The organism is Flavobacteriales bacterium (assembly GCA_030584065.1).
GTDB lineage: Bacteria > Bacteroidota > Bacteroidia > Flavobacteriales_F > PHOS-HE28 > PHOS-HE28.
Genome location: CP129489.1, coordinates 3,178,739 through 3,201,056 on the forward strand (window position 1 = coordinate 3,178,739; position 22,318 = coordinate 3,201,056).

At 63.7% G+C, this 22,318-nt stretch carries 18 protein-coding genes; 12 read left to right on the forward strand and 6 right to left on the reverse strand.

Going from position 1 to position 22,318, the window contains the following annotated elements:
* Window positions 1–5: 5 nt before the first annotated feature.
* A complete protein-coding gene (locus QY325_13320) occupies window positions 6–629 on the reverse strand; it encodes a hypothetical protein (protein ID WKZ65735.1) in 624 nt (207 codons plus the stop codon).
* A 113-nt stretch (window positions 630–742) separates the two neighbouring features.
* On the reverse strand, window positions 743–2,212 hold the full coding sequence (gene rpoN, locus QY325_13325; GenBank protein WKZ65736.1) for an RNA polymerase factor sigma-54: 1,470 nt from the start codon (window positions 2,210–2,212) through the stop codon (window positions 743–745).
* Window positions 2,213–2,473: 261 nt separating this feature from the next.
* On the opposite strand from rpoN, the gene QY325_13330 reads away from it, so the two are divergent.
* The 7 genes from QY325_13330 to QY325_13360 all read left to right on the forward strand — a co-directional run bounded on the left by QY325_13330 (window position 2,474) and on the right by QY325_13360 (window position 10,715).
* Window positions 2,474–2,941, forward strand: a complete 468-nt coding sequence (locus QY325_13330) for a T9SS type A sorting domain-containing protein (GenBank protein WKZ65737.1) — start codon at window positions 2,474–2,476, stop codon at window positions 2,939–2,941.
* On the forward strand, window positions 2,938–3,888 hold the full coding sequence (locus QY325_13335; protein ID WKZ65738.1) for a hypothetical protein: 951 nt from the start codon (window positions 2,938–2,940) through the stop codon (window positions 3,886–3,888). The genes QY325_13330 and QY325_13335 overlap by 4 nt, the downstream gene beginning before the upstream one ends.
* A 4-nt stretch (window positions 3,889–3,892) precedes the next feature.
* Window positions 3,893–4,393 carry a GreA/GreB family elongation factor gene (locus tag QY325_13340; GenBank protein ID WKZ65739.1) on the forward strand — a complete coding sequence of 167 codons (501 nt, stop codon included), beginning with the start codon at window positions 3,893–3,895 and terminating at the stop codon, window positions 4,391–4,393.
* Window positions 4,394–4,515: 122 nt separating this feature from the next.
* Window positions 4,516–6,888, forward strand: a complete 2,373-nt coding sequence (locus QY325_13345) for a T9SS type A sorting domain-containing protein (protein WKZ65740.1) — start codon at window positions 4,516–4,518, stop codon at window positions 6,886–6,888.
* Between the two features lie 14 nt (window positions 6,889–6,902).
* Window positions 6,903–8,840: a tetratricopeptide repeat protein gene (locus QY325_13350; GenBank protein WKZ65741.1), complete on the forward strand. Its 1,938-nt coding sequence runs from the start codon at window positions 6,903–6,905 to the stop codon at window positions 8,838–8,840.
* Window positions 8,815–9,552, forward strand: a complete 738-nt coding sequence (locus QY325_13355; protein WKZ65742.1) for a LytTR family DNA-binding domain-containing protein — start codon at window positions 8,815–8,817, stop codon at window positions 9,550–9,552. The genes QY325_13350 and QY325_13355 overlap by 26 nt, the downstream gene beginning before the upstream one ends.
* A 53-nt stretch (window positions 9,553–9,605) precedes the next feature.
* Window positions 9,606–10,715, forward strand: a complete 1,110-nt coding sequence (locus QY325_13360) for an alpha/beta hydrolase-fold protein (GenBank protein WKZ65743.1) — start codon at window positions 9,606–9,608, stop codon at window positions 10,713–10,715.
* Between the two features lie 43 nt (window positions 10,716–10,758).
* Here the strand turns inward: QY325_13360 and QY325_13365 are convergent, their stop codons facing one another.
* Window positions 10,759–11,115 (reverse strand): ArsC/Spx/MgsR family protein, encoded by a 357-nt coding sequence (locus QY325_13365; GenBank protein ID WKZ65744.1) that lies wholly within the window; start codon window positions 11,113–11,115, stop codon window positions 10,759–10,761.
* Between the two features lie 107 nt (window positions 11,116–11,222).
* Here QY325_13365 and QY325_13370 point away from each other — a divergent pair, with 107 nt between their 5' ends.
* Window positions 11,223–12,053, forward strand: a complete 831-nt coding sequence (locus QY325_13370; protein WKZ65745.1) for an AraC family transcriptional regulator — start codon at window positions 11,223–11,225, stop codon at window positions 12,051–12,053.
* A 25-nt stretch (window positions 12,054–12,078) separates the two neighbouring features.
* Here the strand turns inward: QY325_13370 and QY325_13375 are convergent, their stop codons facing one another.
* Window positions 12,079–12,966 (reverse strand): pirin family protein, encoded by an 888-nt coding sequence (locus tag QY325_13375; GenBank protein WKZ65746.1) that lies wholly within the window; start codon window positions 12,964–12,966, stop codon window positions 12,079–12,081.
* A 197-nt stretch (window positions 12,967–13,163) separates the two neighbouring features.
* Between QY325_13375 and QY325_13380 the strand changes: the two genes are divergently transcribed.
* From QY325_13380 to QY325_13395, 4 genes are all read left to right on the forward strand, one after another.
* Window positions 13,164–13,916 (forward strand): SDR family NAD(P)-dependent oxidoreductase, encoded by a 753-nt coding sequence (locus QY325_13380; GenBank protein WKZ65747.1) that lies wholly within the window; start codon window positions 13,164–13,166, stop codon window positions 13,914–13,916.
* 151 nt (window positions 13,917–14,067) lie between these two features.
* Window positions 14,068–14,634 carry a YceI family protein gene (locus QY325_13385; GenBank protein WKZ65748.1) on the forward strand — a complete coding sequence of 189 codons (567 nt, stop codon included), beginning with the start codon at window positions 14,068–14,070 and terminating at the stop codon, window positions 14,632–14,634.
* Between the two features lie 105 nt (window positions 14,635–14,739).
* Complete coding sequence (gene ygiD / locus QY325_13390) at window positions 14,740–15,627, forward strand: 4,5-DOPA dioxygenase extradiol (GenBank protein WKZ65749.1); 888 nt, start codon at window positions 14,740–14,742, stop codon at window positions 15,625–15,627.
* Window positions 15,628–15,705: 78 nt separating this feature from the next.
* Window positions 15,706–16,629, forward strand: a complete 924-nt coding sequence (locus QY325_13395) for a DsbA family protein (protein WKZ67988.1) — start codon at window positions 15,706–15,708, stop codon at window positions 16,627–16,629.
* A 3-nt stretch (window positions 16,630–16,632) separates the two neighbouring features.
* On the opposite strand, the gene asnS is transcribed toward QY325_13395, so the two are convergent.
* Together asnS and QY325_13405 are read right to left on the reverse strand one after the other, a co-directional pair.
* Entirely contained in the window at window positions 16,633–18,084 is a 1,452-nt protein-coding gene (gene asnS, locus QY325_13400; GenBank protein WKZ65750.1) for an asparagine--tRNA ligase, read from the reverse strand.
* 118 nt (window positions 18,085–18,202) lie between these two features.
* A complete protein-coding gene (locus tag QY325_13405) occupies window positions 18,203–22,213 on the reverse strand; it encodes an FG-GAP-like repeat-containing protein (GenBank protein WKZ65751.1) in 4,011 nt (1,336 codons plus the stop codon).
* Between the last annotated feature and the right edge of the window lie 105 nt (window positions 22,214–22,318).

The following is a 22,318-nucleotide window of genomic DNA, read 5'->3' on the forward strand; positions in this document are numbered from 1 at the left end:
CGCCCTCAGAAGGGCAGGGGTGGCATCCATGTCACCATGCCGAATACGCACGCGAAGCCCAGCAGCGCACCGGCATAGACCTGGGCGGGGGTGTGGTCGCTGGTGAGCAGCCGCGCCGTGCCGAGGGCGCCCGCCACCACCACGAGCAGGCAGAGCGGCAGGAAGGCTCCCAGCCGGTGCATCAGGTCGAGTGCGGCCACCGCGCCCAGGCAACCGCCGATGCCGATCATATGTGCGCTCACCTTCCACCGCAGGGTGATGAGGGTGGCCATCAACAAGGCCAGCACCGCGCCGCTGAAGAGCGCCAACGCCAGCGGATGCAGCGGCGAGCGCGCGAGCAGGTACCAGGTCATGCCGTAGTACAGCAAGGTCATGGCGTAGGGCGCGATGCGCTCGCTTCGCCGAGGCATCTCCAGGCTGGTGATGAGCCCAGCCCGGCGCAGCAGCAGCGCGCTGGTGAGCGGGAAGGCCACCGTCATCAGCCCCACCATGGCGAGCAGCAGCCAGCGCGCCTGATCGTCGAGGAAGTAGCCCAGGTGCGCATCGAGCTCCAGCGCGAGCCAGAGCGTGAGCAAGGGCATCAGCAGCGGGTGAAGGGCGTAGGAGAGTGCGAGGGCGATGGGGCGCATCGGGAGGGCATCAGTGCATCAAGCGCAGCGCTCCTGGGCGGGCACTTCCCCCCGTCCGGCGAAGCAGCCGCCCTTGGAACTCGACCGAGACCCGTGCCATGCGCTGCCGTCGTTCACAGCTCTTTGCGGAGGCGCGCCACGGGCAGGGCCAGCTGCTCACGGTACTTGGCCACCGTGCGCCGCGCGATGTTGTAGCCTTTCTCCTTCAGCAGGGCTGTGAGCTCATCGTCGGTGAGCGGCTTGCGCTTGTCCTCCGCCTCGATGGCGTCCTTCAGGATCTTCTTCACCTCGCGTGTGCTCACCTCCTCGCCTTCCTGGGTGGTGAGGCTCTCGCTGAAGAAGAACTTGAGCAGGAAGGTGCCGTGATTGGTCTGCACGTATTTGCTGTTGGCCACCCGGCTGATGGTGCTGATGTCGAGCCCCACCTTCTCAGCGATGTCCTTCAGGATCATCGGCTTCAGCTTGGTCTCGTCGCCGGTGAGGAAGAAATCGCGCTGGTGCTCCATGATGGCCTCCATGGTCACGAGAAGCGTATGCTGCCGCTGCTTGATGGCGTCGATGAACCACTTGGCGCTGTCCAGCTTCTGCTTGATGAAGACCAGCGCTTCCTTGGCGGCCTTGTCCTTCTTGTTGCGCTGGTACTCCTGCATCATGTCGCGGTAGGCGCGGCTCACGCGGAGCTCCGGCGCATTACGGCCGTTGATGGAGAGCTCGAGCTGCCCATCGATGGCCAGCACGCTGAAGTCGGGCACGATTTCCTGGCTGGGCGCGGCGGTCTCACGCAGTGTGTTTCCAGGCTTCGGGTTGAGTCGGGTGATGAGGTCGATGGCCTCCTTCAGGGCCTCCTCATCGATCTCGAGCCGTTCCAGTATGCGGTCGTAATGCTTCTTGCTGAAGGCATCGAAGTGCTTCTCCAGGATCTCCTCCGCGATCCGCTGGTCCAGGCTGTGCGGCATGCGGCGCACCTGCAGCAGCAGGCATTCCTGGAGGCTGCGCGCGCCGGTGCCCGCGGGGTCGAGGTCCTGCACCTCCTTCAGCGCCTTATGCAGCTCCTCGCGGGTGGCGCTGATGTTCTGCGTGAAGGCCAGGTCGTTGACGATGGCATCCAGCTCGCGGCGCAGGTAGCCGTCCTCGTCGAGGTTGCCGATCAGGTGCTCGGCGAGCAGCTCGGTGCGATCGTCGCAATCGCGCAGGGCCAGTTGCTGGCGTAAGGCATCCTGGAAAGTGGTGCCGCCGGCCAGTGGGATCTCGCGCTCCTCCTCGTCCGGGCCGCTGTTCTTCACGCTCAGCTTGTAGTCGGGCGTGTCGTCATCGGGGAAGTAGTCGCTCAGGTCGAAGTCGTCCCGCTCGTTCTCCTCGTTGGCGTCGGTGTCGAGCTCGCTGCTCTCGGCGATGGCCTGCTCCTCCGTGGGAGCCTCCTCGGCATGCTCCTCCTCGCCGCTTTCCAGTGCGGGATTCTCCTCGATTTCTTGCCGGATCCGCTCCTCCATCTCCACGGTCGGCAGCTGCAGCATCTTCATCAGCTGGATCTGCTGCGGGGAGAGCTTTTGCTGGAGCTTCTGATATAGGCCTTGTTTCAGCATCGCAGGGCAAAAGTACGGGTGGCATGGCTCTGCGTGCCCCTCGGTGCGCCCTGCCAGCTCAACTGGGGCGAGCAGTCGCCGCCGTTGCAGCACCCTTGTCATACACCAGCAAGGGTGCGGCGGTGTCACCATCGACAACATTCGTGCTGCTCACTTTGAACATCTGAATACGTGTTATTTAATCACGGGCGTACGCAGTAGGGACGAACGGGCAGCTGACCGTTCTCAGGCACCATGCCGGAAAACGGGTACTTTGGCCCTATGCTGCGCGCCGGCCTGCTGTGGACCTTCATATCGATTGCCTGTCTGGTGAGGGCCCAGCAAGCGATCGCACCGGCCAGTGCCGAAAGCGCGGGTGGCGGCGGAACGGTGAGCTGGACCGTGGGCCAGGTGGCCTATGAAGCCACGCTGGCGCCCGGTGGCAGCGTGCAACGCGGCGTGCAGCAGCCTTACGAATGGCTGGTGACCAGCGCACCGGAAGCCCAGGAGCCCCACGTGAACGTGTGGCCCAACCCGGCCGGGGAAGCGGTGCAGGTCAGTTGGGATGCTCCCCTGCCCGGACCAGCGCACTACGCCTTGTACAGCGCCTCGGGTGCCTTGGTGCAGCAGGGCGCGGTGACCGGCACCTCGTTGACGGTCCCTCTGGCGGCACAGGCCTCCGGCACCTACCTCTTGCTCATCACCGCTCAAGGCGGCCCCTACAACCGCATCACCCTCCAGAAACGATGAGAACGCACCTCCTCCTTTCAGCGGCGACCCTGACGCTCGCCCTGCACCTGAACGCGCAAGCCCCCCAGCGCATGAGCTACCAGGCCGTGGTGCGCGACGAGGCCAATGCCCTGGTGACCAACGCCACGGTGGGCATGCGGCTCAGCATCCTGCAGGGCAGTGCCACAGGCACCGCGGTGTATGTGGAGACCCACAGCGCCCCCACCAACGCCAACGGACTGGTGAGCGTGGAGGTGGGCGGCGGCGCGGTGCAGAGCGGCAGCATGGAGGCCATCGATTGGGCCAGCGGCCCCTACTTCCTGCGCAGCGAGACCGACCCCAACGGCGGTGGCAACTACACCATCGCAGGCACCAGCCAATTGCTGAGCGTGCCCTATGCCTTGTATGCCGCCAATAGCGAGCCCGGCCCTCCCGGTCCGCAAGGCATGCCCGGTGCCGATGGCTGCGCACCCACCAACACGGACAGCCTCATCGTGCTCTACAACAGCAGCACGGCCTATGGCTATTACCAGACCCCCGAGGGGCAGGGCACCTGGCTCACCCAACAACTGGGCAACACCAATCACCTCGGCATTGCCTCCAAGCGCGCCGTGGTGCTCTACAACAGCAGCAACGCCTATGCCTTTTACCTGGACAACAGCGGCGTGGGGCACTGGAGCGTGCAGGCACTGGGCAACACCAACCACATCGGCGTGGCCACGGACCGTTCCATCGTGCTCTACAACAACAGCAACGCCTACGCCTTCCATGTGGATGGCGGCGGGGCAGGCACCTGGACCGTGCAACCACTGGGCAGCACCAACCACAGCAACGTGGCCCACGGCGACAAGATCGTGGTGTGGAACTTCAGCACTGCCTACGCCTTTGCAGTGGATGAGAGTGGCGCCGGCGCCTGGACCACACAGGCCCTGGGCAATACCAACCACAACGTGATCACCACCCGGTGAGGCGATGAGCCGCGGCTTCGTCAAAGAGGACGACCAGGAGGAGGCACCCTTCATCCCGCCGCGTGCCGCGCTGCCCGAAGGCGTGCCGAACTACGTGACCCGGCGCGGGCTGCAGCTGCTGCAGGAGGAACGCAGCGCATTGGAGGCCGAACGCGCCACCGTGGTGGGCAGCGAGGACGAACGCCGACGCGCCCATGCCGTGATCGATGGCCGGCTTGCCCTGCTGAACGAACGCATCGTGACCGCACGGCTTGTGGAACCCGCTGCGGACACGGAGGAGGTGCGCTTCGGCAGCACGGTGACCTTCACCCATGAGGCCGGGCGGATGACGGGCACCACGCTCACCTTCACCATCGTGGGCGTGGACGAGGCCGATGTGAAACAGGGCCGCATCGCCTTCACCGCACCGCTGGCCAGAGCACTGATGGGCAGGCGTGCGGGTGAGGTGGCAACGCTGCAACTCGGTGCAGAGCACCAACGGTTACGGGTGGAACGCATCGGATAGGTCTTCGCACCGCGTCCATCCCCAATCGCTCTACGCCGGATCGGTGGGATGGCACGTTCATTAGATGGAGCCGGACAGACGTATCCTGGCGCTTCACCTTTGACCTCATCTATTCCACACACATGCTGAATAAAAGGCTCTTCTTCGCGTTGGTCATGGTCCTCACGACCACGGCGGTCTGGACCCAGCCCCCCGAGTTCGCCTATGCAAGACAGTTCGGTGGCGTGCAGCCCGGCAATGGCGACGACAGCGCCGTGCGCGCGGCCTATGCGCCGGATGGAAGCATCTACGTGGTCGGCAACTTCTACGGTGCGTTCGACCTGGATCCCGGTTCCACCTCGGCACCGTTGACCAGTGCCGGTGATGCCGACATCTATGTGGTGAAGCTCAACAGTGTGGGCGACTTCCTATGGGGCAAGCGGGTGGGTGGCACGGGCACGGACGGCGCCCGCGATTTGACCGTGGCGGCCAATGGCGACCTGATCATCACCGGCCGCTTCGATGGCACGGTGGATTTCAACCCGAACGCGGGTACACTGAACATCGGGGTGGGGGCCTCGGGCCAATACGGCTTCGTGTGGCGCTTGAGCGGTGCGGGCAATACGGTATGGGCCAAGTTCTGGCGCGGCTCGGGCGCCGGCGTGAGCGTGGATGAGGCCCCCGACGGTTCCATCTACGTTGCCGGTTCCTTCGAGGGCACCATTAACGGCGCCGTCACCAACGAGCTCGCCCTGAACATGACCAGCCTCGGCGATCGCGATGCGTGCTTCTTCAAGCTGACGAGCAATGGGGTGCTGCTCTGGGCCGGCCGCGTGGGCGGTGCCCCGGAGAACGACTATGCGCACGTGATCCGTGCCACAACGGACGGGGTGGTGGTCGGTGGGGACTTCTCGCCCGGTGGCTTCGGCTCGGTGGTGGACTTCAACCCCGGCCCCGGTACGGTGAACCGCCAGGGCATCGGCAACAGCGATGGTTATGTACTGAAGCTCGACGAGGACGGCAACTACATGTGGGTGGACATCCTCGGCAGCCCGCAGCCCGATCACCTGTACGGCATGGACGTGGATGCCGATGACAACATCTGGATCACGGGCAACTTCCGCGATGTGATGGACGCCAACCCCGGCGCCGGTGTGAACAACCTTACCTCCGCCGGTAGCGATGATGGTTTCCTCATCAAGCTCACCAGCGCGGGCGGCTACCTCTGGAGTGGACGCGTCGGAGGTACGGTGGTGGACAACTCCACCAATGCGCTCGTGGGTGCTGACGGCGGGGTGTATGTGACGGGTTCCTTCTACGGCACAGCGGACTTCGATCCCACGATCGGCACCTCCAACCTCACCAGCTCCGGCACCAACGACGGCTTCGTCTACAAGGTGAACACCGACGGCACTTTCGCATGGGCACGCCGCGTGGGCGGATCACAGAGCGATGGCATCAGCGGGATCGACGTGAGCGCCACCGGCGGTGTGGTGCTCACCGGCAGCTTCCGCGGCAACGTGGACCTGGACCCGACCGCGGGCGAGAGCTTCTTCGATACCGAGGACCTGGCCGATGGGGATGCCTTCCTCATCAAGCTGGACCAATGCGACCACCAGTACGCTGACCTCACCGTGACCGCCTGCGGCAGCTACACCATCGGTGGACAGACCTTCACCGAGAGCGGGGACTACGTGGTGAACCTGCTCAGCACCGCGAATTGCGACAGCACCGTGTTCCTCGTGCTCACCATCCAGGATGGTGTGGTGGGCAGCACCACCACTGTGAGCAACTGTGACGCCTACACGTGGAACGGGACAACCTACACCACCAGCGGCACCTACACCGCCACCTTCACCACGGCCGCCGGATGCGACAGCACCGCCACGCTGCAGCTCACCATCAGCCAGCCCACCAGCTCCACCACCACGGTGAGCAACTGCGGTGCCTACTCCTGGAACGGCAACACCTACGCCACCAGCGGCACCTACATGGCCTCGCTGATCAATGCCATTGGTTGCGACAGTACGGCCACGCTGCAGCTCACGATCGTGGATGTCGATGCCTCGGTACAGGTGGAAGACCCTGTCCTGACCGCCGTGCTCAGCGGCGCTTCCTATCAATGGATCGATTGCCTGCAAGGCAACGCCCCGATCACGGGTGCCACCGCTCAAAGCTTCGTGGCCTCACAGAACGGCAGCTACGCCGTGATCATCACGGACCAAGGCTGCACTGTCACCAGCGATTGCTTCTCCATCATCTCCACGGACCTCACCGAAGTGACCGGACCCGCATGGCGCATCTTCCCTGTGCCAGCCAGTGACCACCTCATCATTGAAGAAACGACGGGTAACGAGCGGATCCAACTCATCGATGCGCAGGGGCGCACGGTGCGTGAGCTCCGCTCCAGCGATGAACGCACGCGGATGGAACTGGATGGCGTGGCCCCGGGCACCTACCATGTTCGTTCGATCGGACCGTACGGCACACGCCTGGCACGCGTTGCCGTGCGATGATGCACTTTTGATCGGTGATCAACAGGCTGTTCCTCTTCGCGGTGATGACCTACCTGGTCGCCTGCGGTGACCCGGTGACCTCCCGCCACACCGCGGAACACGTCCAACTGGATACGCTGACCTTCCGCACCGAACTGGACAGCGCGTTGACCTACTTCCGCACCGGCAGGACCGGTGAAGCGGATAGCGTGCTGCGTCCCATTCTGCTGGCCAGTGATGGCGTGCCCGAACTGCAGAAGCAGCGGCTGCATGCCCTCTCGATGAAGGGCCAAATACACCAGCGGAACTCGCAGTTGGACAGTGCCCTGGCCTGCTACCAGGAGGTGATGTCCCTGGCGACGACAGCCAGGGACACCTTCTGGATCGGCAGTGCGCACACCAACATCGGCGTGGTGCGGCAGATTCAGGGTGACTACGCGGGTGCGCTCCAGGAAGGGCTGGCCTCCCTTCACCTGAAGGAGTTGCGTGGCGACAGCATGGGCATGGCACGTACCCTGCACAACCTCAGCCTGCTGCAATGGCGCCGCGATAGTCTCGACCAAGCGATGTCGTATCTATTGCGCAGCATCACCCTCAAACGCAGGCATGACCCCGGCGCCGTGCACAGCAGCTTGAACGGGTTGGGCGTACTGCTGATCGAGGCCGGCCAGCTCGATACCGCCGTGGTGGTGCTGAAGGAAAGCCTGGCATGCGAGGACAGCCTGGACCACGGCGCCGAACGCGAGATGCAGCTCAGCAACATCGGTCTTGCCTTCGAGCGCATGGGACAACTGGATAGTGCAGCCCAGTACTATATCGATGCCTTGGATAAAGCACGCTCGAACGGGAACTACGAGGTGGAGATCCGTTGTCTTTACGGACTGGGTGATGTCCGTCGCGCACAGGGCCGCCATGCGGAAGCGAAGCCCCTGCTCGACAGCAGCCTGGCCATTTCAGAACGCATCGGTTCCCTGGAGGACATGAAGGAGGCCCATGCCTCGCTGGCGAACCTGCATGAGCAGATGAACGACCACGCGAACGCGCTGGTGCACTACCGCACCTACCATGTGCTCAGCGACTCCCTGATGAACGCCGGTGTGAGCAGTGCGATGTCGGAACTGCGGTTGCGTTACGACACCGAGCGCAAGGACCGCGAGAACGCGGGCCTGCGTGCCCAGCAGGACCTGGCCGAACTGCGGGCCGACCGCAACCGGTGGATCGCCGTGGGCATCGGTGTGCTGGCCCTCGCCATTGCGACGCTGGCGTGGGCCGTGGTGCAACGCAACCGCCAACGTGCGCTCCAGCGTGAGGCCGAACTGGAGCAGCAGGCCCTGCGCCTGCAGATGGACCCCCACTTCCTCTTCAATGCGCTCAACACCATTCCCGGCCTCTATGCCGGCGGCGATGCCACCCTGGCCAACGACCACGTGGGCCACCTGAGCAAGTACCTCCGCCTGGTGCTGGAGACCAGCCGGCGGCGCACCATTCCCCTGGCCCAGGAGATCGAGCTGGTGGAGCACTACCTGCAGATCAGCGCCAACCGCCGACCCGGCCAGTTCACCTGGAACCTGAAAGTGCAGCCCTACGTGCGTCCGGAACGCGTGGCCGTGCCACCCATGCTGGTGCAACCTCTGGTGGAGAACGCGCTGGAGCACGCGTTCCCTTCAGGGCGCAACGGCCATGTGCAGGTGCTCATCGACCAGGCCGGGTCCGTGCTGCACATCGAGGTGACCGACAATGGCGTGGGCCGCGCGGCGGCCGCGCAACGACCATCCCGACGCGGCGGCACTTCCATGGGCCTGGACCTGGTGCGGCGGCGTGTGCAGCTCTTCGACCAACGGAGCAACCTGAGCGACACGGTCCTTGTGACCGATCTTCACGATCCGGAAGGAACACCTTCGGGGACCACCATCACCATGCGCATGCAGGTGAGAACACTTGACGAGCATGCTGCGGCTGGCGATCGTGGATGATGAGGCACCCGCCCGTGCGAGCCTGCGGGCCGCTCTGGCCGGCATCCCCTTGGAGCTGAAGGTGGTGGGCGAGGCCGAGAACGTGGTCACCGCGGTGGAGCTCATCGGCAGGGAAAGGCCCGATGTGCTGCTGCTCGACATCTGGCTGGGCGATGGCACCGGCTTCGATGTGCTTGACCAGCTCGAGGGCCATCGGCCGCGCGTGATCTTCATCACAGCCTTCGACCATTATGCGGTGGACGCCTTCAAGCACGGAGCCGCCCACTACCTGCTGAAGCCCGTGGTCCGCGCGGACCTGCAGGAAGCCTTGGAACGTATTGCGACCGTGGAGGACCGCTCCGCCGAGCAGGTGCAAGCGCTCCGCCTTGCGCTCACCGACCGGCTCACGCTGCCCACCGCGGAAGGCTTCCACCTCCTCTCCCCCGCCGAGATCGTGCGGTGCGAGAGCGATGGCAACTACACCCGCTTCCACCTGGCGAACGGGGACAAGGTGCTTGCCTCACGCACGCTGAAGGAGTTCGAGGCGGCCTTGGAGCCGCACGGCTTCCTGCGCGTCCACCTCTCCCACCTGGTGAACATGTCCCAGGTGCGCATGTACCTGCATCGGGATGGGGGCACACTGGTGCTCACCAACGGCCAGGAGGTGCCCGTGAGCCACCGGCGCCGGCAGGATGTGATGGAGGCCCTCGGCCGGAAGAACGCCAAAGGCTGAACTTCGCGCATATGCGATCGCCGGTCTTTGCCATATCGTTCCTCCTGACCACGTTGTCCACCAACGCCCAGCGAACGGACACGCTGCGCTTCCATTCCACCGCGTTCAATGGCCACCGCGAGGTGGTGGTGCACCTGCCGGAGTTCCACCGCTACGCGAGCAATGAGGTCCGCATGCCGGTGTTCGTCGTGCTCGATGGCCAGCATGAGTGGTTCCTCGACCCGGTGCTGAACGACATCCGCTTCCTGCAGTACACGCACGAAGTACCGCAGGCCATCGTGGTCACGGTGCCCCATGCGGATCGGGTGCAGGAAAGCGCACCGGACAGCATCGACCAGCCCACCATGCCGTTGCTGGAGCTGCTCACCAAGGAGCTGCCTCCGTTGTTGAAGCCCTACAAACCTGGTGACCTCACGGTGCTGGTGGGGCATTCCTTCACGGCCAGCTTCGCCCTGTACGCCTCGTTGGCCGCGCCGGGTGCGTTCGATGCGGTGATCGCGCTCTCTCCCTTGCACCAGGTGAAGCAGTCGCTGCCCCTGGTCATTGAACGCCTCATCAGCCATCCCAACGAACGCGTGCTGGTGGCCGTGGGAGGTCCCCAGCGGCTAAAGGATGGTGGTCATCATGCGGAGCTCACCGCGGCGGTCCGAGCTGCGGATGCCTCGCGCACCGAAGGCCGTTTCGTGTTCAAGGAGTATCCCAGCGCAGGTCACACCTCGCTGCCCATCATCGCCTTCCCGGAACTGCTCTCCACCCTGTTAATGCCCTACGCCCTGCGCGACACGTTGGCCGCAGTGGACAGCAACTACAAGCTGACCGCGCCACCACCTCCCCCTGAAGAACTACTGTGGGAACTGGAACAGAGCTGGCGCTTCCTCGGGGACACCCTTCCTTGGGACCTGGCCGAGGCGAACGGCCTGATCTCCCGGCTGGAGAACAGCGGCTACACGGACCATGTGATCGTGCTGCTGCGACGCGCCATCGAACTCTATCCGAACGACTACTACCTCCATGCCTGGTTGGGCGAGGCCCTGCTGGAGCGTGATCCTGCGCAGGCTCGTGCGAGCTTGCTGAAGGCGCTGGACGTACAGGCCGCGTTCGCCAGGGATGAAGCGGACTACGAGGAGATGAAGGCCGAGATCGAAGGGATGCTGAAGCCGTGATCGGCCGCCGTAGCGTCGTGCTGGCCTCTCCTTTTTCCGGTGATCACTTCGCCTTCGCCGCCGCCTCCACCATCGCCTTCACCACCTTCGGTGCACTGCCGATGAAGACCTGCTTACCGATGATGATCGTGGGCCGCTTCAGGAAGGTGTACTCCTGCAGGATGTACTTGCGGTAGTCCTTCTCGCTCAGCTTCATCTCGTTCAGACCCATGCTGCGGTACTTCATGGCGATCTTGCTGAAGAGCGCCTCGTAGCTGCCGGCGAGCTTCTGCAGGGCATCCAGTTCCTTGGCGGTGATGGGCTCGCTCTTGATCTCGCGCAGGGTGAACCTCTTCAGGTCCGGGATCTCCTTGAGGATGCGTTGACAGGTGCCGCAATTGGCGAGGTGGTAGATGGTCATGGGGTGTGAAGGTCGTGAGGTTGGAGTGGATGGAACATCCATGACAATGGAATGTTTGCGTTGACGGCGACGAACATGCCCGCAATGGGAAGACTTAGCTTGGTGCCATGGATGCCCTCTTTCGACTATTCCGTGTGGATGCCGCCGAGGCGGATCGCATCGCGCAAGCGCCTGATGAGCCGCACCAGCACGACTTCGAGGAGCTCATCCTCGGTGTGGAAGGGCAGCTGGAACATTTCATCGACTTCCGCACCACCACCATCCCCGCGCCTTTTGTCAGCTTCGTCACCAAGGGCAAGGTGCATCGCGTGGTGCCGCGCACGAAGGACGGCCGCTGCGACATGTGGGTGATGCGCTTCCGCAGCGAGTTCATCCCCGAGACTACCTTCCAGCTCTATTCCTTCTTCCACGCCAACGCGGACATCCCGCTGCCCGATGCGTTCTGCTTCAAGCGGCTGCTCACCGTGTGCGAGCTGATCGACGGCGAGATGGGGCAACCCGAACCCGACCTGGCCGTGGTGCGGCAACTGCTCGGCGCGCTCTTCACCCTGATCCGCAGCGAGCATCGGCGGCAGCATCCGGATGCGGAAGCGCCCAGCGACACGCAGAACGAGACCTTCCGCAACTTCCTCCGCATCCTCGAGGAGAACTTCCGCCAGCCGCACGATGTGGAGTTCTATGCCTCTAAGCTCTTCATGAGCCCGCGCAACCTGAACCTGATCACGCAGCACATCCTGCAGCAGAGCGTGAGCCGCATCATCGAGACGCGCAAGCTGATAGAGGCGAAGAGCCTGCTAGTGGCCACGGACAAGCCGGTGAGCGAGATCGGGTACGAGCTCGGGTACAACGAGAAGGCCTATTTCACCCGCGTGTTCAAGAAGAATACGGGCCAGACGCCCACCGAGTTCCGCGAGGAGATGCGCAGGCTGGTGGCTTAGGGGGCACGCCGAACGGTGGCTACAACTACCCCCTGGTCTCGGGCATGACCACATACCCGGTCTCGCCGGGAATCCCAGGGAACTGCTGGTCGCGCCACCGCTGTTTCGCCGCCTCGAGCTTCTCCTGGCTGGTGGCGACGAAATTCCAGTAGATGAAGCGCTCCTCGGGGAAGGGCTCGCCGCCAAAGAGATAGACCGTGGTGCCAGGGGACATGGTGAACGCACAGAGGCGCGACTCCTTGGCCACCAGGATCTGGCGCTCTCCGAATTCGGCTCCTCCGTCCGCACCCTCGCGCACGGAGCCGCGCAGGATGTACAGGCCCACTTCGCCGTAGAGGGCATCACCGATCCGGACCTCCCCGCCGGACAGGCTGTGGATCTCGAGCATGTAAAGCGGGCTGTGCACGGGCACGGGCGAGCGGTGCCCCATCACCTCGCCGGCCACCAGTTTGAAGCGCGCATTCCCCTCCTCCCACACTGGCAGGGCCTCCGCATCGATGTGGTGGAAGCTGGGCGCGATATCCTCCAGCTCCTTCGGCAGCGCCACCCAGATCTGCAGGCCGTGCATGTGCTTGTCCACGTGGCGCAACCGCTCTGGGGTGCGTTCACTGTGCACGATGCCGCTACCGGCGGTCATCCAGTTCACGGCGCCAGGTGTGATCTCAACAGCGGTGCCCAGACTGTCGCGGTGCATCAATGCACCCTCGAAGATGAACGTGAGGGTGCTGAGACCGGTGTGCGGATGCGGACCCACATCCATGTTCTGATGGTCGTTCATGGCTACAGGCCCCATATGATCGATGAAGATGAAGGGGCCCACCATGCGTTTGCTGTGGAAGGGCAGCAGGCGGCCGACCAGGAAGTTGCCGATGTCGCGCGGGCGCTCGGGTATGATGATGCCGATGTTGGACATGGATGCGGACGGTAGGGTGAACGGGGATGAAGCTAGCACCCGCCGAACGCTTCTTCCCGCACGGATCAACGATCGGAAGCCACCAGCGCTGGCAACGAGAATAGTCCAACGCTTCTGCCAGAATGTGTTACCCGCCGGGCAGGGCACGAAGGGACCTTTGTGCCGTAGCAGAAATGAACATCCCAACACACACGACCATGGAACTGAAAGGACAAGCCCTCATCATCACCGGCGGTGCCAGCGGCATCGGATACCAAGCCGCGTTGCAATTGGCCGACAAAGGCGCCGACCTCATCATCGCCGACTTCAACTTGGAAGGCGCCGAGCAGGTGGCCCAGGAGATCGCCGCGAAAGGCGTGAAGGCCTTCGCCTACAAAGTGGACGTGTCCAAAGCCGCCGAGGTGGAAGCCCTCGTGGATTTCGCCGTGGAGAAGCTCGGCACGCTGAACGGCATCTTCAACAACGCGGGCATCGGGTTGGTGAAACCCTTCCTGGACATGGACCCCGCCAGCTACCACAAGGTGATCGAGGTGGACCAGCACAGTGTGTACTACGGCATGTACTACGCCGCGAAGAAGATGGTGAAGCTCGGCGCGAAAGGCACCTTCGTGAACACGGCCTCCATCTACGGCTTCCAGGCCGCGGTGGGCAGCTTCAACTACAACGCCGCCAAGGCCGCGGTGGTGATGATGAGCAAGAGCGGCGCGCTGGAACTGGCGCCCCATGGCATCCGCGTGGTGGGCGTGGCGCCCGGCTTCATCAACACGCCGATCCTGGGCAACGATGCCGCCATGAAGAAGATGCTCGGCGACATGCACCTGCACAAGCAGCTCATCGAACCCGCCAAGGTGGCCGCCGTGGTGGCCTTCCTCTTCACCGATGCCGCCAGCGCCATCAACGGCAGCACCCTGCCGGTGGACGATGGCTTCCTGATCCACAGGAACGGATAAGCGAGGCCACGCAGCAGGAACAAGGCCCCTGGGAATTGCCGGGGGTCGTTGCGTTGGGGAGCGTGGATGCACTTGTGCAACCCCTCTACCGGAAAGTGTTACCCCACCCCTCCCCGCTGCGGGACCTTTGTGTCAACATAAACGAACAGCCATGACACCTTCAGCAACTGCCACAACAACAAGCACCGACACCCGCACGAAATGGACCCTGGACCCCACGCACAGCGAGGTCACCTTCAAGGTGAAGCACCTGATGATCGCGAACGTGAAGGGTGAATTCCAGAAGTTCAATGCCAGCATCGAGGCGGAAGGCAACGACTTCGTCAACGCCCGTGTGCAGGCCACGCTGGACGCCTCCTCCATCTTCACCAACGAGGAGAACCGCGACAAGCACCTGCGCAGCGCCGACTTCTTCGATGTGGAGAAGCACCCCCACCTGCAGTTCAATGGCACGGAAATGAAGCATGTGAGCGGCGACGACTACACGCTCACCGGCGACCTCACCATTAAAGGCATCACAAAGCCCGTGACGCTGGAGGTGGAGTTCGGCGGCATGAACACGGACCCCTGGGGCAACGAGAAGCTGGCCTTCGCCCTCAACGGCCGCATCAACCGCAAGGACTGGGGCCTGAACTGGAACGCCGCGCTGGAGACGGGCGGTGTGCTGGTGAGCGATGAAGTGCGCATCAGCGCCGAAGTGCAGTTCGTGAAGCAGTGAATACATTCACCACAGAGGCACGGAGGCCACAAAGGATCAAGCAGAAGGATCGGGTTCGCGTTCTCTCTGAGCTCTCTGTGCCTCTGTGGTGATTAATCACCTCCAATGGACCGCAAGAAATTCCTCCTCTCCCTAGCCACACTGCCCCTGGCAGGCGCTGCCATGAAACTCACCGACTTCACCCGCATCACCGACACTCTGCAGCCCAGCCCGCGAATGCCCGTGCTCTTTCTGGGCCACGGCAGCCCCATGAACGCCATCGAGGAGAACGAGTTCGTGCAGGGCTTTCGCAAGGCGGCCGCCGAGCTTCCGCGTCCGCAGGCCATCCTGGTGGTGAGCGCGCATTGGGAAACACGCGGCACGCAGGTGACCGCCATGGCCCATCCGCGCACCATACACGACTTCGGCGGCTTCCCCAAGGCCCTGTTTGAGGTGCAATACCCGGCGCCCGGCAGTCCGGAACTGGCGGAGGAGGTGAAGCGTTCCATCACCAGCACCACCGTGGGGCTGGACCACAGCTGGGGGCTGGACCATGGCGCGTGGAGCGTGGTGAAGCACCTGTACCCGAACGCCGATGTGCCCGTGATCCAGATGAGCATCGACTACAGCTTGAAGCCCGAGCAGCACTACGCCTTGGCGAAGGCGATCGCCCGGCTGCGCGACAAGGGCGTGCTCATCATCGGCAGCGGCAACATGGTGCACAACCTGGGCCTGGTGGCCTGGGACAAGCTGAGCGAGAGCTACGCCTTCGATTGGGCGGTGGAGGCGCGCGCCCGCATGAACCAGGCGATCCTCACCGGCGACCACACCCCGCTGGTGAACTTCCACGCCCAGGGCAAGGCCTTCGACCTGGCCATCAATTCCGGCGAGCACTTCATCCCACTGCTCTACACCCTCGCACTGCAGGGGAAGGACGAACGCGCCATGCTCTTCAACGACAAGCCCCTGGCCGGTTCGCTGACGATGACCAGCGTGAAGATCGACAAGGCCTGAAGCATGCCACGCACCGCACTCGCCGCACTGGCCCTTTCCACACTCACCGCAACGGGCTGCGCACAACCCACCACCGACATGACCAACACGACCAATCCCCTGTTCTGCGACCCTGACACCGGCGTGTGTGCCGTGCCCGGCACGGACCCCGAAGCGATCGTCACCAGCGATGAGCCACGGACCAAGACCGTGAAGCCCATCACCCTGCTCTACTTCACCGACCCCATCTGCAGCAGCTGCTGGGGCGCCGAGCCGCAACTGCGCAGGCTAAAGGCGGAGTACGGCGACGCGATCGACATCCAGTACCACATGGGCGGCCTGCTGCCCTCGTGGGACGTGTATAACAGCGGCGGCATCGGCAAGCCCAGCGATGTGGCCGGCCATTGGGACGAGGTGAGCCCGCACTACCACATGCCCATCATCGGCGATGTGTGGCTGGAGGATCCGCTGCCCAGCAGCTATCCGCCCAGCATCGCCTTCAAGGCCGCCCAGCTGCAGGACCCCGCCAAGGCGCTCGTGTTCCTGCGCCGCCTCCGCGAGCAGGTGCTGGTGGAGAAGAAGAACATCACCAAGTGGCCCGTGATCGCCGAATCGGCCGCCTTCGCGGGGCTGGATGTAACGCGCCTGGAGGCCGACTACACCGGTGCCGCCAACGCGCTCTTCCAAGCCGACCTCACGCTGGCGCGATCGCTCGGCGTGCGCGGCTTCCCCACCTACATCTTCAGCAACGAGGCGGGTGAACGGCAGCTGGTGTACGGTGCGCGGCCCTATGCCACCTTCGAGGAGGCGGTGAGGAAGCTTTTGCCTGCAGCAGCTCCGAACCCACGCCCCAGCACCTTGCCGGAGCTCTTCGCAACACAGCATTCCTGGTGTGCCGAAGAGGTGGCGGTGATGCTGGGCATCACGCACGCCCAGGCCCTGAGGCAGCTGCAGGCCGCGGAAGAGGCCGGCACCGTACGCGCCGTGCATACACGGAACGGAAGCGTGTGGCGCAGAAAGTAGCGGCTAGAACTCCGCGCTCTTCGGGGTCCGCGGGAACGGGATCACATCCCGGATGTTCCCCATGCCCGTAACGAAGAGCACGAAGCGCTCCAATCCGAGGCCAAAGCCTGCGTGGGGCACGGTGCCGAAGCGGCGCGTGTCCAGGTACCACCAGAGCTCTTCGGCGGGTACGTTCATCGCCTTCATGCGTGATTCGAGCACATCGAGACGCTCCTCGCGCTGGCTGCCGCCGATGATCTCGCCGATGCCGGGGAAGAGCACGTCCATGGCGGCCACGGTGGTGCCCTTGTCGCTATAGCCGAAGTCGCCGGGGCCGTTTGTGCGCATGTAGAAGGCCTTGATCTGGCCCGGATAGCCCGTGACGATCACCGGTTTCTTGAAGTGCTTCTCCACCAGGTAGCGCTCGTGCTCGCTCTGCAGGTCGATGCCCCATTCCACTGGGAACTGGAACTGCTTTTTCTGGTTGGGCTTGCTCTTCAGCAGGATGTCGATGGCGTCCGTGTAGGTGATGCGCTCGAAGGGGTTGTCCAGCACGAACTTCAGGCGGTCGATGAGGCCGAGCTCGCTGCGCTGCTCCTTCGGCTTCTGCGCCTCCTCTTCCTTCAGGCGTGCATCCAGGAACTGCAAATCGTCCATGCTGTTCTTCAGCACGCGGGCGATCAGGTGCTTGCACAGGCCCTCGGCCAGGTCCATGTCGCCCTTCAGGTCGAGGAAGGCGGCCTCGGGCTCGATCATCCAGAACTCGGCGAGGTGGCGGGCGGTGTTGCTGTTCTCCGCGCGGAAGGTGGGCCCGAAGGTGTAGACCTTGCCCAAGGCGAGCGCGGCCAGCTCCGCCTGCAGCTGCCCGCTCACGGTGAGGCGGCTCTCTGCGCCGAAGAAGTCCTCTTTCCAATTGACGCTGCCGTCCTCGTTCAGCGGCGGGTTCTTCGCGTCCAGGGTGCTCACCCGGAACATCTCGCCGGCGCCTTCGGCATCGCTGGCGGTGATGATGGGGCTGTGGAAGTAGTTGTAGCCCTGCTGGTCGAAGTACTCGTGGATGCCGAAACTCACCTGGTGGCGGATGCGGAAGATGGCGCTGTACGTGTTCGTGCGGAAGCGCAGATGGGCGTTCTCGCGCAGGAACTCCAGGCTGTGCTTCTTGGGCTGGATGGGGTACTTCTCCGCATCGCTGTCGCCCAGCACTTCCACAGCGGTCACCTGCATTTCCACGCGCTGGCCAGTGCCCTTGCTCTCCACGATCACGCCGGTGCATTTCACGGCCGAGCTGGTGGTGAAACGCGCGCGTGTGGCAGCATCCACTTGCTCCTGATCGATCACACACTGCAGGTTGCGGATGGTGCTGCCATCGTTGAGGGCGATGAAGCGGTCGTTGCGGAAGGTGCGTACCCAGCCGGCCACGGTGAGGGTGGTGCCGGTGAGGGCGGTGTCGTCGAGGACGTGCTTGATGGAGTGCATGGATCAGAAGATCAGAGGATCAGGGATCAGACAATGGGAATGCCTGCTTCCGACCGAACTGGCCGCAAAGGAACGAAGGCGGCGCGTCACCGAACGGATCGCTGCTACCGCTGGGCCGTCAGCGCTTGATCACGCGTTCGGCGGCCAGTGCCTCGCCTCCATCGTTCAGGATCAGCAGGATATAGGCACCTTGGGGCAAGGAGGCCAGGGAGATGGGCGTTGGCGCTTCGGCGAGGGACAACGAACCACTGCGCACTGTGCGGCCCTGATCATCGATCACCGAGTACCGAGCACCATCTTCGCTCATGGCAGCCGCGTCGACCCGGATGAGGTCCTCGGTTGGATTGGGGAAGATCCGTATCGTGTTCGAGATACACGAGACGCTGGTCGTTGGGAGCGTGGTGCTCTGGCTGTCCTGGTCGACCTGCAGAAGGCGGTAGTAGAGCACGGCCGCTGGTGTGCGTGCGGGATCATGGTGGGCATAGTCCACCTGTTGATGGCTGTGGCCTGCTGCTGTCACCTGGCCGATATCCGTCCAATGGGAACCATCCGCACTGCGTTGCACCACGAAGTGGGAGCTGTTCGCTTCACTGGCGGTGGCCCACGCCAATTGCACCGTACCATTCGAACAGGTCGCGTCGAGGCGCAATAGCTCCACCGGCAGCGGCACGTTGTTGTGTGTGCCCAGACCGTCGAGGTAGCCGGGCATATAGCGCCATGGGCCGAAGACCTGGCCTGTTATGGCCGTGGCAGGATCGAAGCGCACACGGGCGCGCACTTTGGTGGCGGTGATCCCCGTTCCGCCGCCGGGTTTGTCGATCAGGTTCTTCAGCTCCACGCCGGCCACAGCACCGGGGGTGAAGGTGGCCTGCTCGGCCGTGAGCGCGGTGCTGTTGTTCACAAGGCCATTGCTGCCGGTGCTGAAGGCGGCTCCCTGGATCCGGGTCTCCCAAACGAGTTTCGTTCTCGTGCGGCCCAGGAAGGGGCGTGCGAACAGCCCGGCCCCGAATTGTGGGATGGGGATGTTCGCTGCAGTGATCGGTGTGGTAAGGTCCGTCTCATAGAGCCTGAAGTGGCCTCGGGCAAGGTTTGTGCTGGTATTGCCGAAGTGGACGAATGCGAGGCTCGGCCCGTACTGTCCGATCACCACATCGCTGTACCCGTCCCCGTTCACATCGCCCGCCCCAGCCGCACTGTGCATGCTGGAGCCATAGATGGTCAAGTCCGGCAAGTTGGTGGGCGCGCCGAAAATGGGGCCGCCCAGACCCCATTGCCCGCCGAAGTAGATCCTGGCTCCCAATGCGCACTCAGTGACCACCACATCGCTGTAGCCATCGGCGTTCAGATCGCCCGCGCTGGCCACCGTGGCCCCATAGAAACCACCACCGGAGATGCTTGAACTCCAAGAGGGGGATGCGGAAGCCCCGGCGGGTCCGCCATGATGGATGTGCGCCTGGAAGCCCATCCGCGCCATGATCACATCGCTGTAGCCATCCCCGTTCACATCACCGGCGCCACTGGCACAGGCGCCGCTGTGGGGGTTCGAGCCGAATCGTTGCCCGGAGACCGTATGGTCGTAGATGGACGCGGGCATTGCGTGCAAGCCACCTGGTCCGCCATGGAAGATCACCACCCGCCCACGGTCCGAGTTGTAGCCGCCTGCACCGATGATCACATCGCTGTAGCCGTCGCCGTTCACGTCCCCGGCCCCATCCACGCCTTCTCCGTAGTAGCTGTTCGGCAGGTGCGGTGCGTCGAACGGCGCTGAGATCCAATCGGGTGTGACGCTAAGCCCTGTGGGGCTTCCGTGGTACACCGTTACACGGCCTGCGCCGGTATTGTGGTCCGGTTGCCCGATGATGACATCGGCATAGCCGTCGGCATTCACATCGCCCGCACAGCTCACACTGAACCCGAAGCGGGTGTTCACCGTGCCTGAAACCGTCCAGTTCGGCGTGGTGGGAAGGCCAGCGGAAGAGCCATGGTAAACATGCACTATATCTCCTGCCTCAGTGCCGATGATGATGTCGCTGAACCCGTCGCCGTTCACATCGCCTGCGCCGGATACGCAGTACCCGAAGCCGGCGATCGCCATCTGATAGTAAACACGGTCAGGCACGAACGAGGGGCCCACCGGAGACCCATAATGGACATATGCTCTATTTCCCCCCGGTGCACCGATGATGACATCGCTGTATCCATCGCCATTGACATCCCCGGCACTGGCCACGGTCCTGCCGTAGAATGATCCGGCAGACCCTGCGAGCGTGCGGTCGGCCGTGCTGCTGATGGACGCGGCAGCACCGGGATAACACCGTACGCGTCCCTCGTTGGTGAGGGTGCCATCGTGGAATTGGGCACCAATGATCACATCACTGAGGCCGTCGCCGTTGAAGTCACCTGCACTGGCCACGCTGCGTCCGAAGCGGGCATTGGGCTGTGTGCTGAGGACCGTGGTGGGTGCGGTGCTGATCCCCGCCGCGATGCCGTTGAACAGGTCGATCCTGCCCCCGCTGGCGTGCAGCGGCGAGCCGGAGATCACGTCGGCGTAACCATCGCCGTTCACATCACCCGCACAAGCCACGCTGGTCCCGCGCTGTTCGCCAGCATTATTGGACTCAAGGCTGTGATGCACCGCTGTCAGACCGGAGGCGCCGCCACGGGCGATCTGAATACGGCCTTCGTCCGTTTGACCGCCATCCCAAAGCGGTGTACCCACCACCACATCGCTGTACCCATCGTTGTCCACATCGCCAGCGCTGGCCACGCTGGTGCCGGCATTGGCGCTGGCCTGGTTGCTTTCCACGGTCCAGTGCGCGGCCGCCAGCAGACCGGTGGCGCTGCCCAGGTGTACCACCGCTCGTCCTTCATCGGTCTGGCCGTTGTCGTAGAGCGGTGCGCCGTAGATGATGTCGCTGTACCCATCACCGTTCACATCACCGGCGGATGCCACGCTGGCTCCGGCGTTCGCACCATCCTGGTTGCCTTCGGTGATCCAGGTGACCGAGCTGGGCAGTCCGGTAGCGCCGCCGTGGAAGACGAAGACCCTGCCTTCGTTGGTGTTGCCCGAGTCGAAGAACGGTGCTCCGAAGATGATGTCGCTGTACCCATCGCCGTTCACATCGCCGGCGCATGCCACGCTGCGCCCCAGATAGGATGTCGCCTGATCGCGCTCGTAAGTCCAGTTCGGCGTGGCCGATAGCCCACTGCTGCTGCCATGGAACACATAAACACGTCCTTCATCGGTCTGGCCGTTGTCCAGGTAGGGCGCGCCCACGATCACATCGCTGTATCCGTCGCCGTTCACATCACCGGCCGTGGATACGCTATACCCGAACTGCGCCGATGCGGAATTGGATTCGTAGGTCCAGCTGGGGGTTGTGGATGGCCCCGAAGCGCTGCCATGGTACACCACCACGCGGCCTTCATTGGTCTGGCCATTGTCGTAGAGGTGCTGCCCCACGATGATGTCGCTGTATCCGTCGCCGTTCACATCACCGGCGGAGGCTACGCTCCAGCCGAACTCGCTGTTGGACTGTCCACCGTCCATGGTCCACACCGGTGTGGTCACCAGTGGATCCACGGTCACGGGGTAGTGTGCCAACGCATCATCCACGGTGATGCGGATGGTATCACCGCTAAGGGTCATCTGGGCGGGCAACGTATCGCCATCGGCGTCCCAAACGCACAGTTCGCTGTAGTGAAGGACCTTGACCGATCGGGCGTTGGTGAACGAGATCGAGTTCTGCCCATCATCCATGGGGTGAAGGCCACCGGCCACGGACAGGAACAGTTCCACAGGTCCGGTGCCGTGCAGCCGTTCATGCAGGATGAAATTCTGGCGAATGCCTTCGGCGGTGTTCACATGCTCCACATCGAAAGGGCCGTGCCGTGCCAGCGTGCGCTGTTCCGATCGCTCCACCACGGGCGTGGTCACCGGAAGGAACCGATCATCGGAGCGACCGATGCGATGCAGCAGGATGGACACGGACCATGGCGCCTCCCATTCATCTGTGGGCGAAAGGAGCATGCCGTCGTTCCGAATGGAGGCCTTTAGCCCTTGCGGATCGGTCCACTCCACATGCTTGGGCGAGGACCCACTGACCGACCGTTCCTCCAGGGCTGGCAACGCGGGCAAGTCGGGCTGGGCTGCCAGGTGTTCCGATAGGCCTTGTTGAAGCGGATCCGGTTCCTCGGTCACGCTACGCACGGCCGGAGGTGCCGTTCTGGCGCA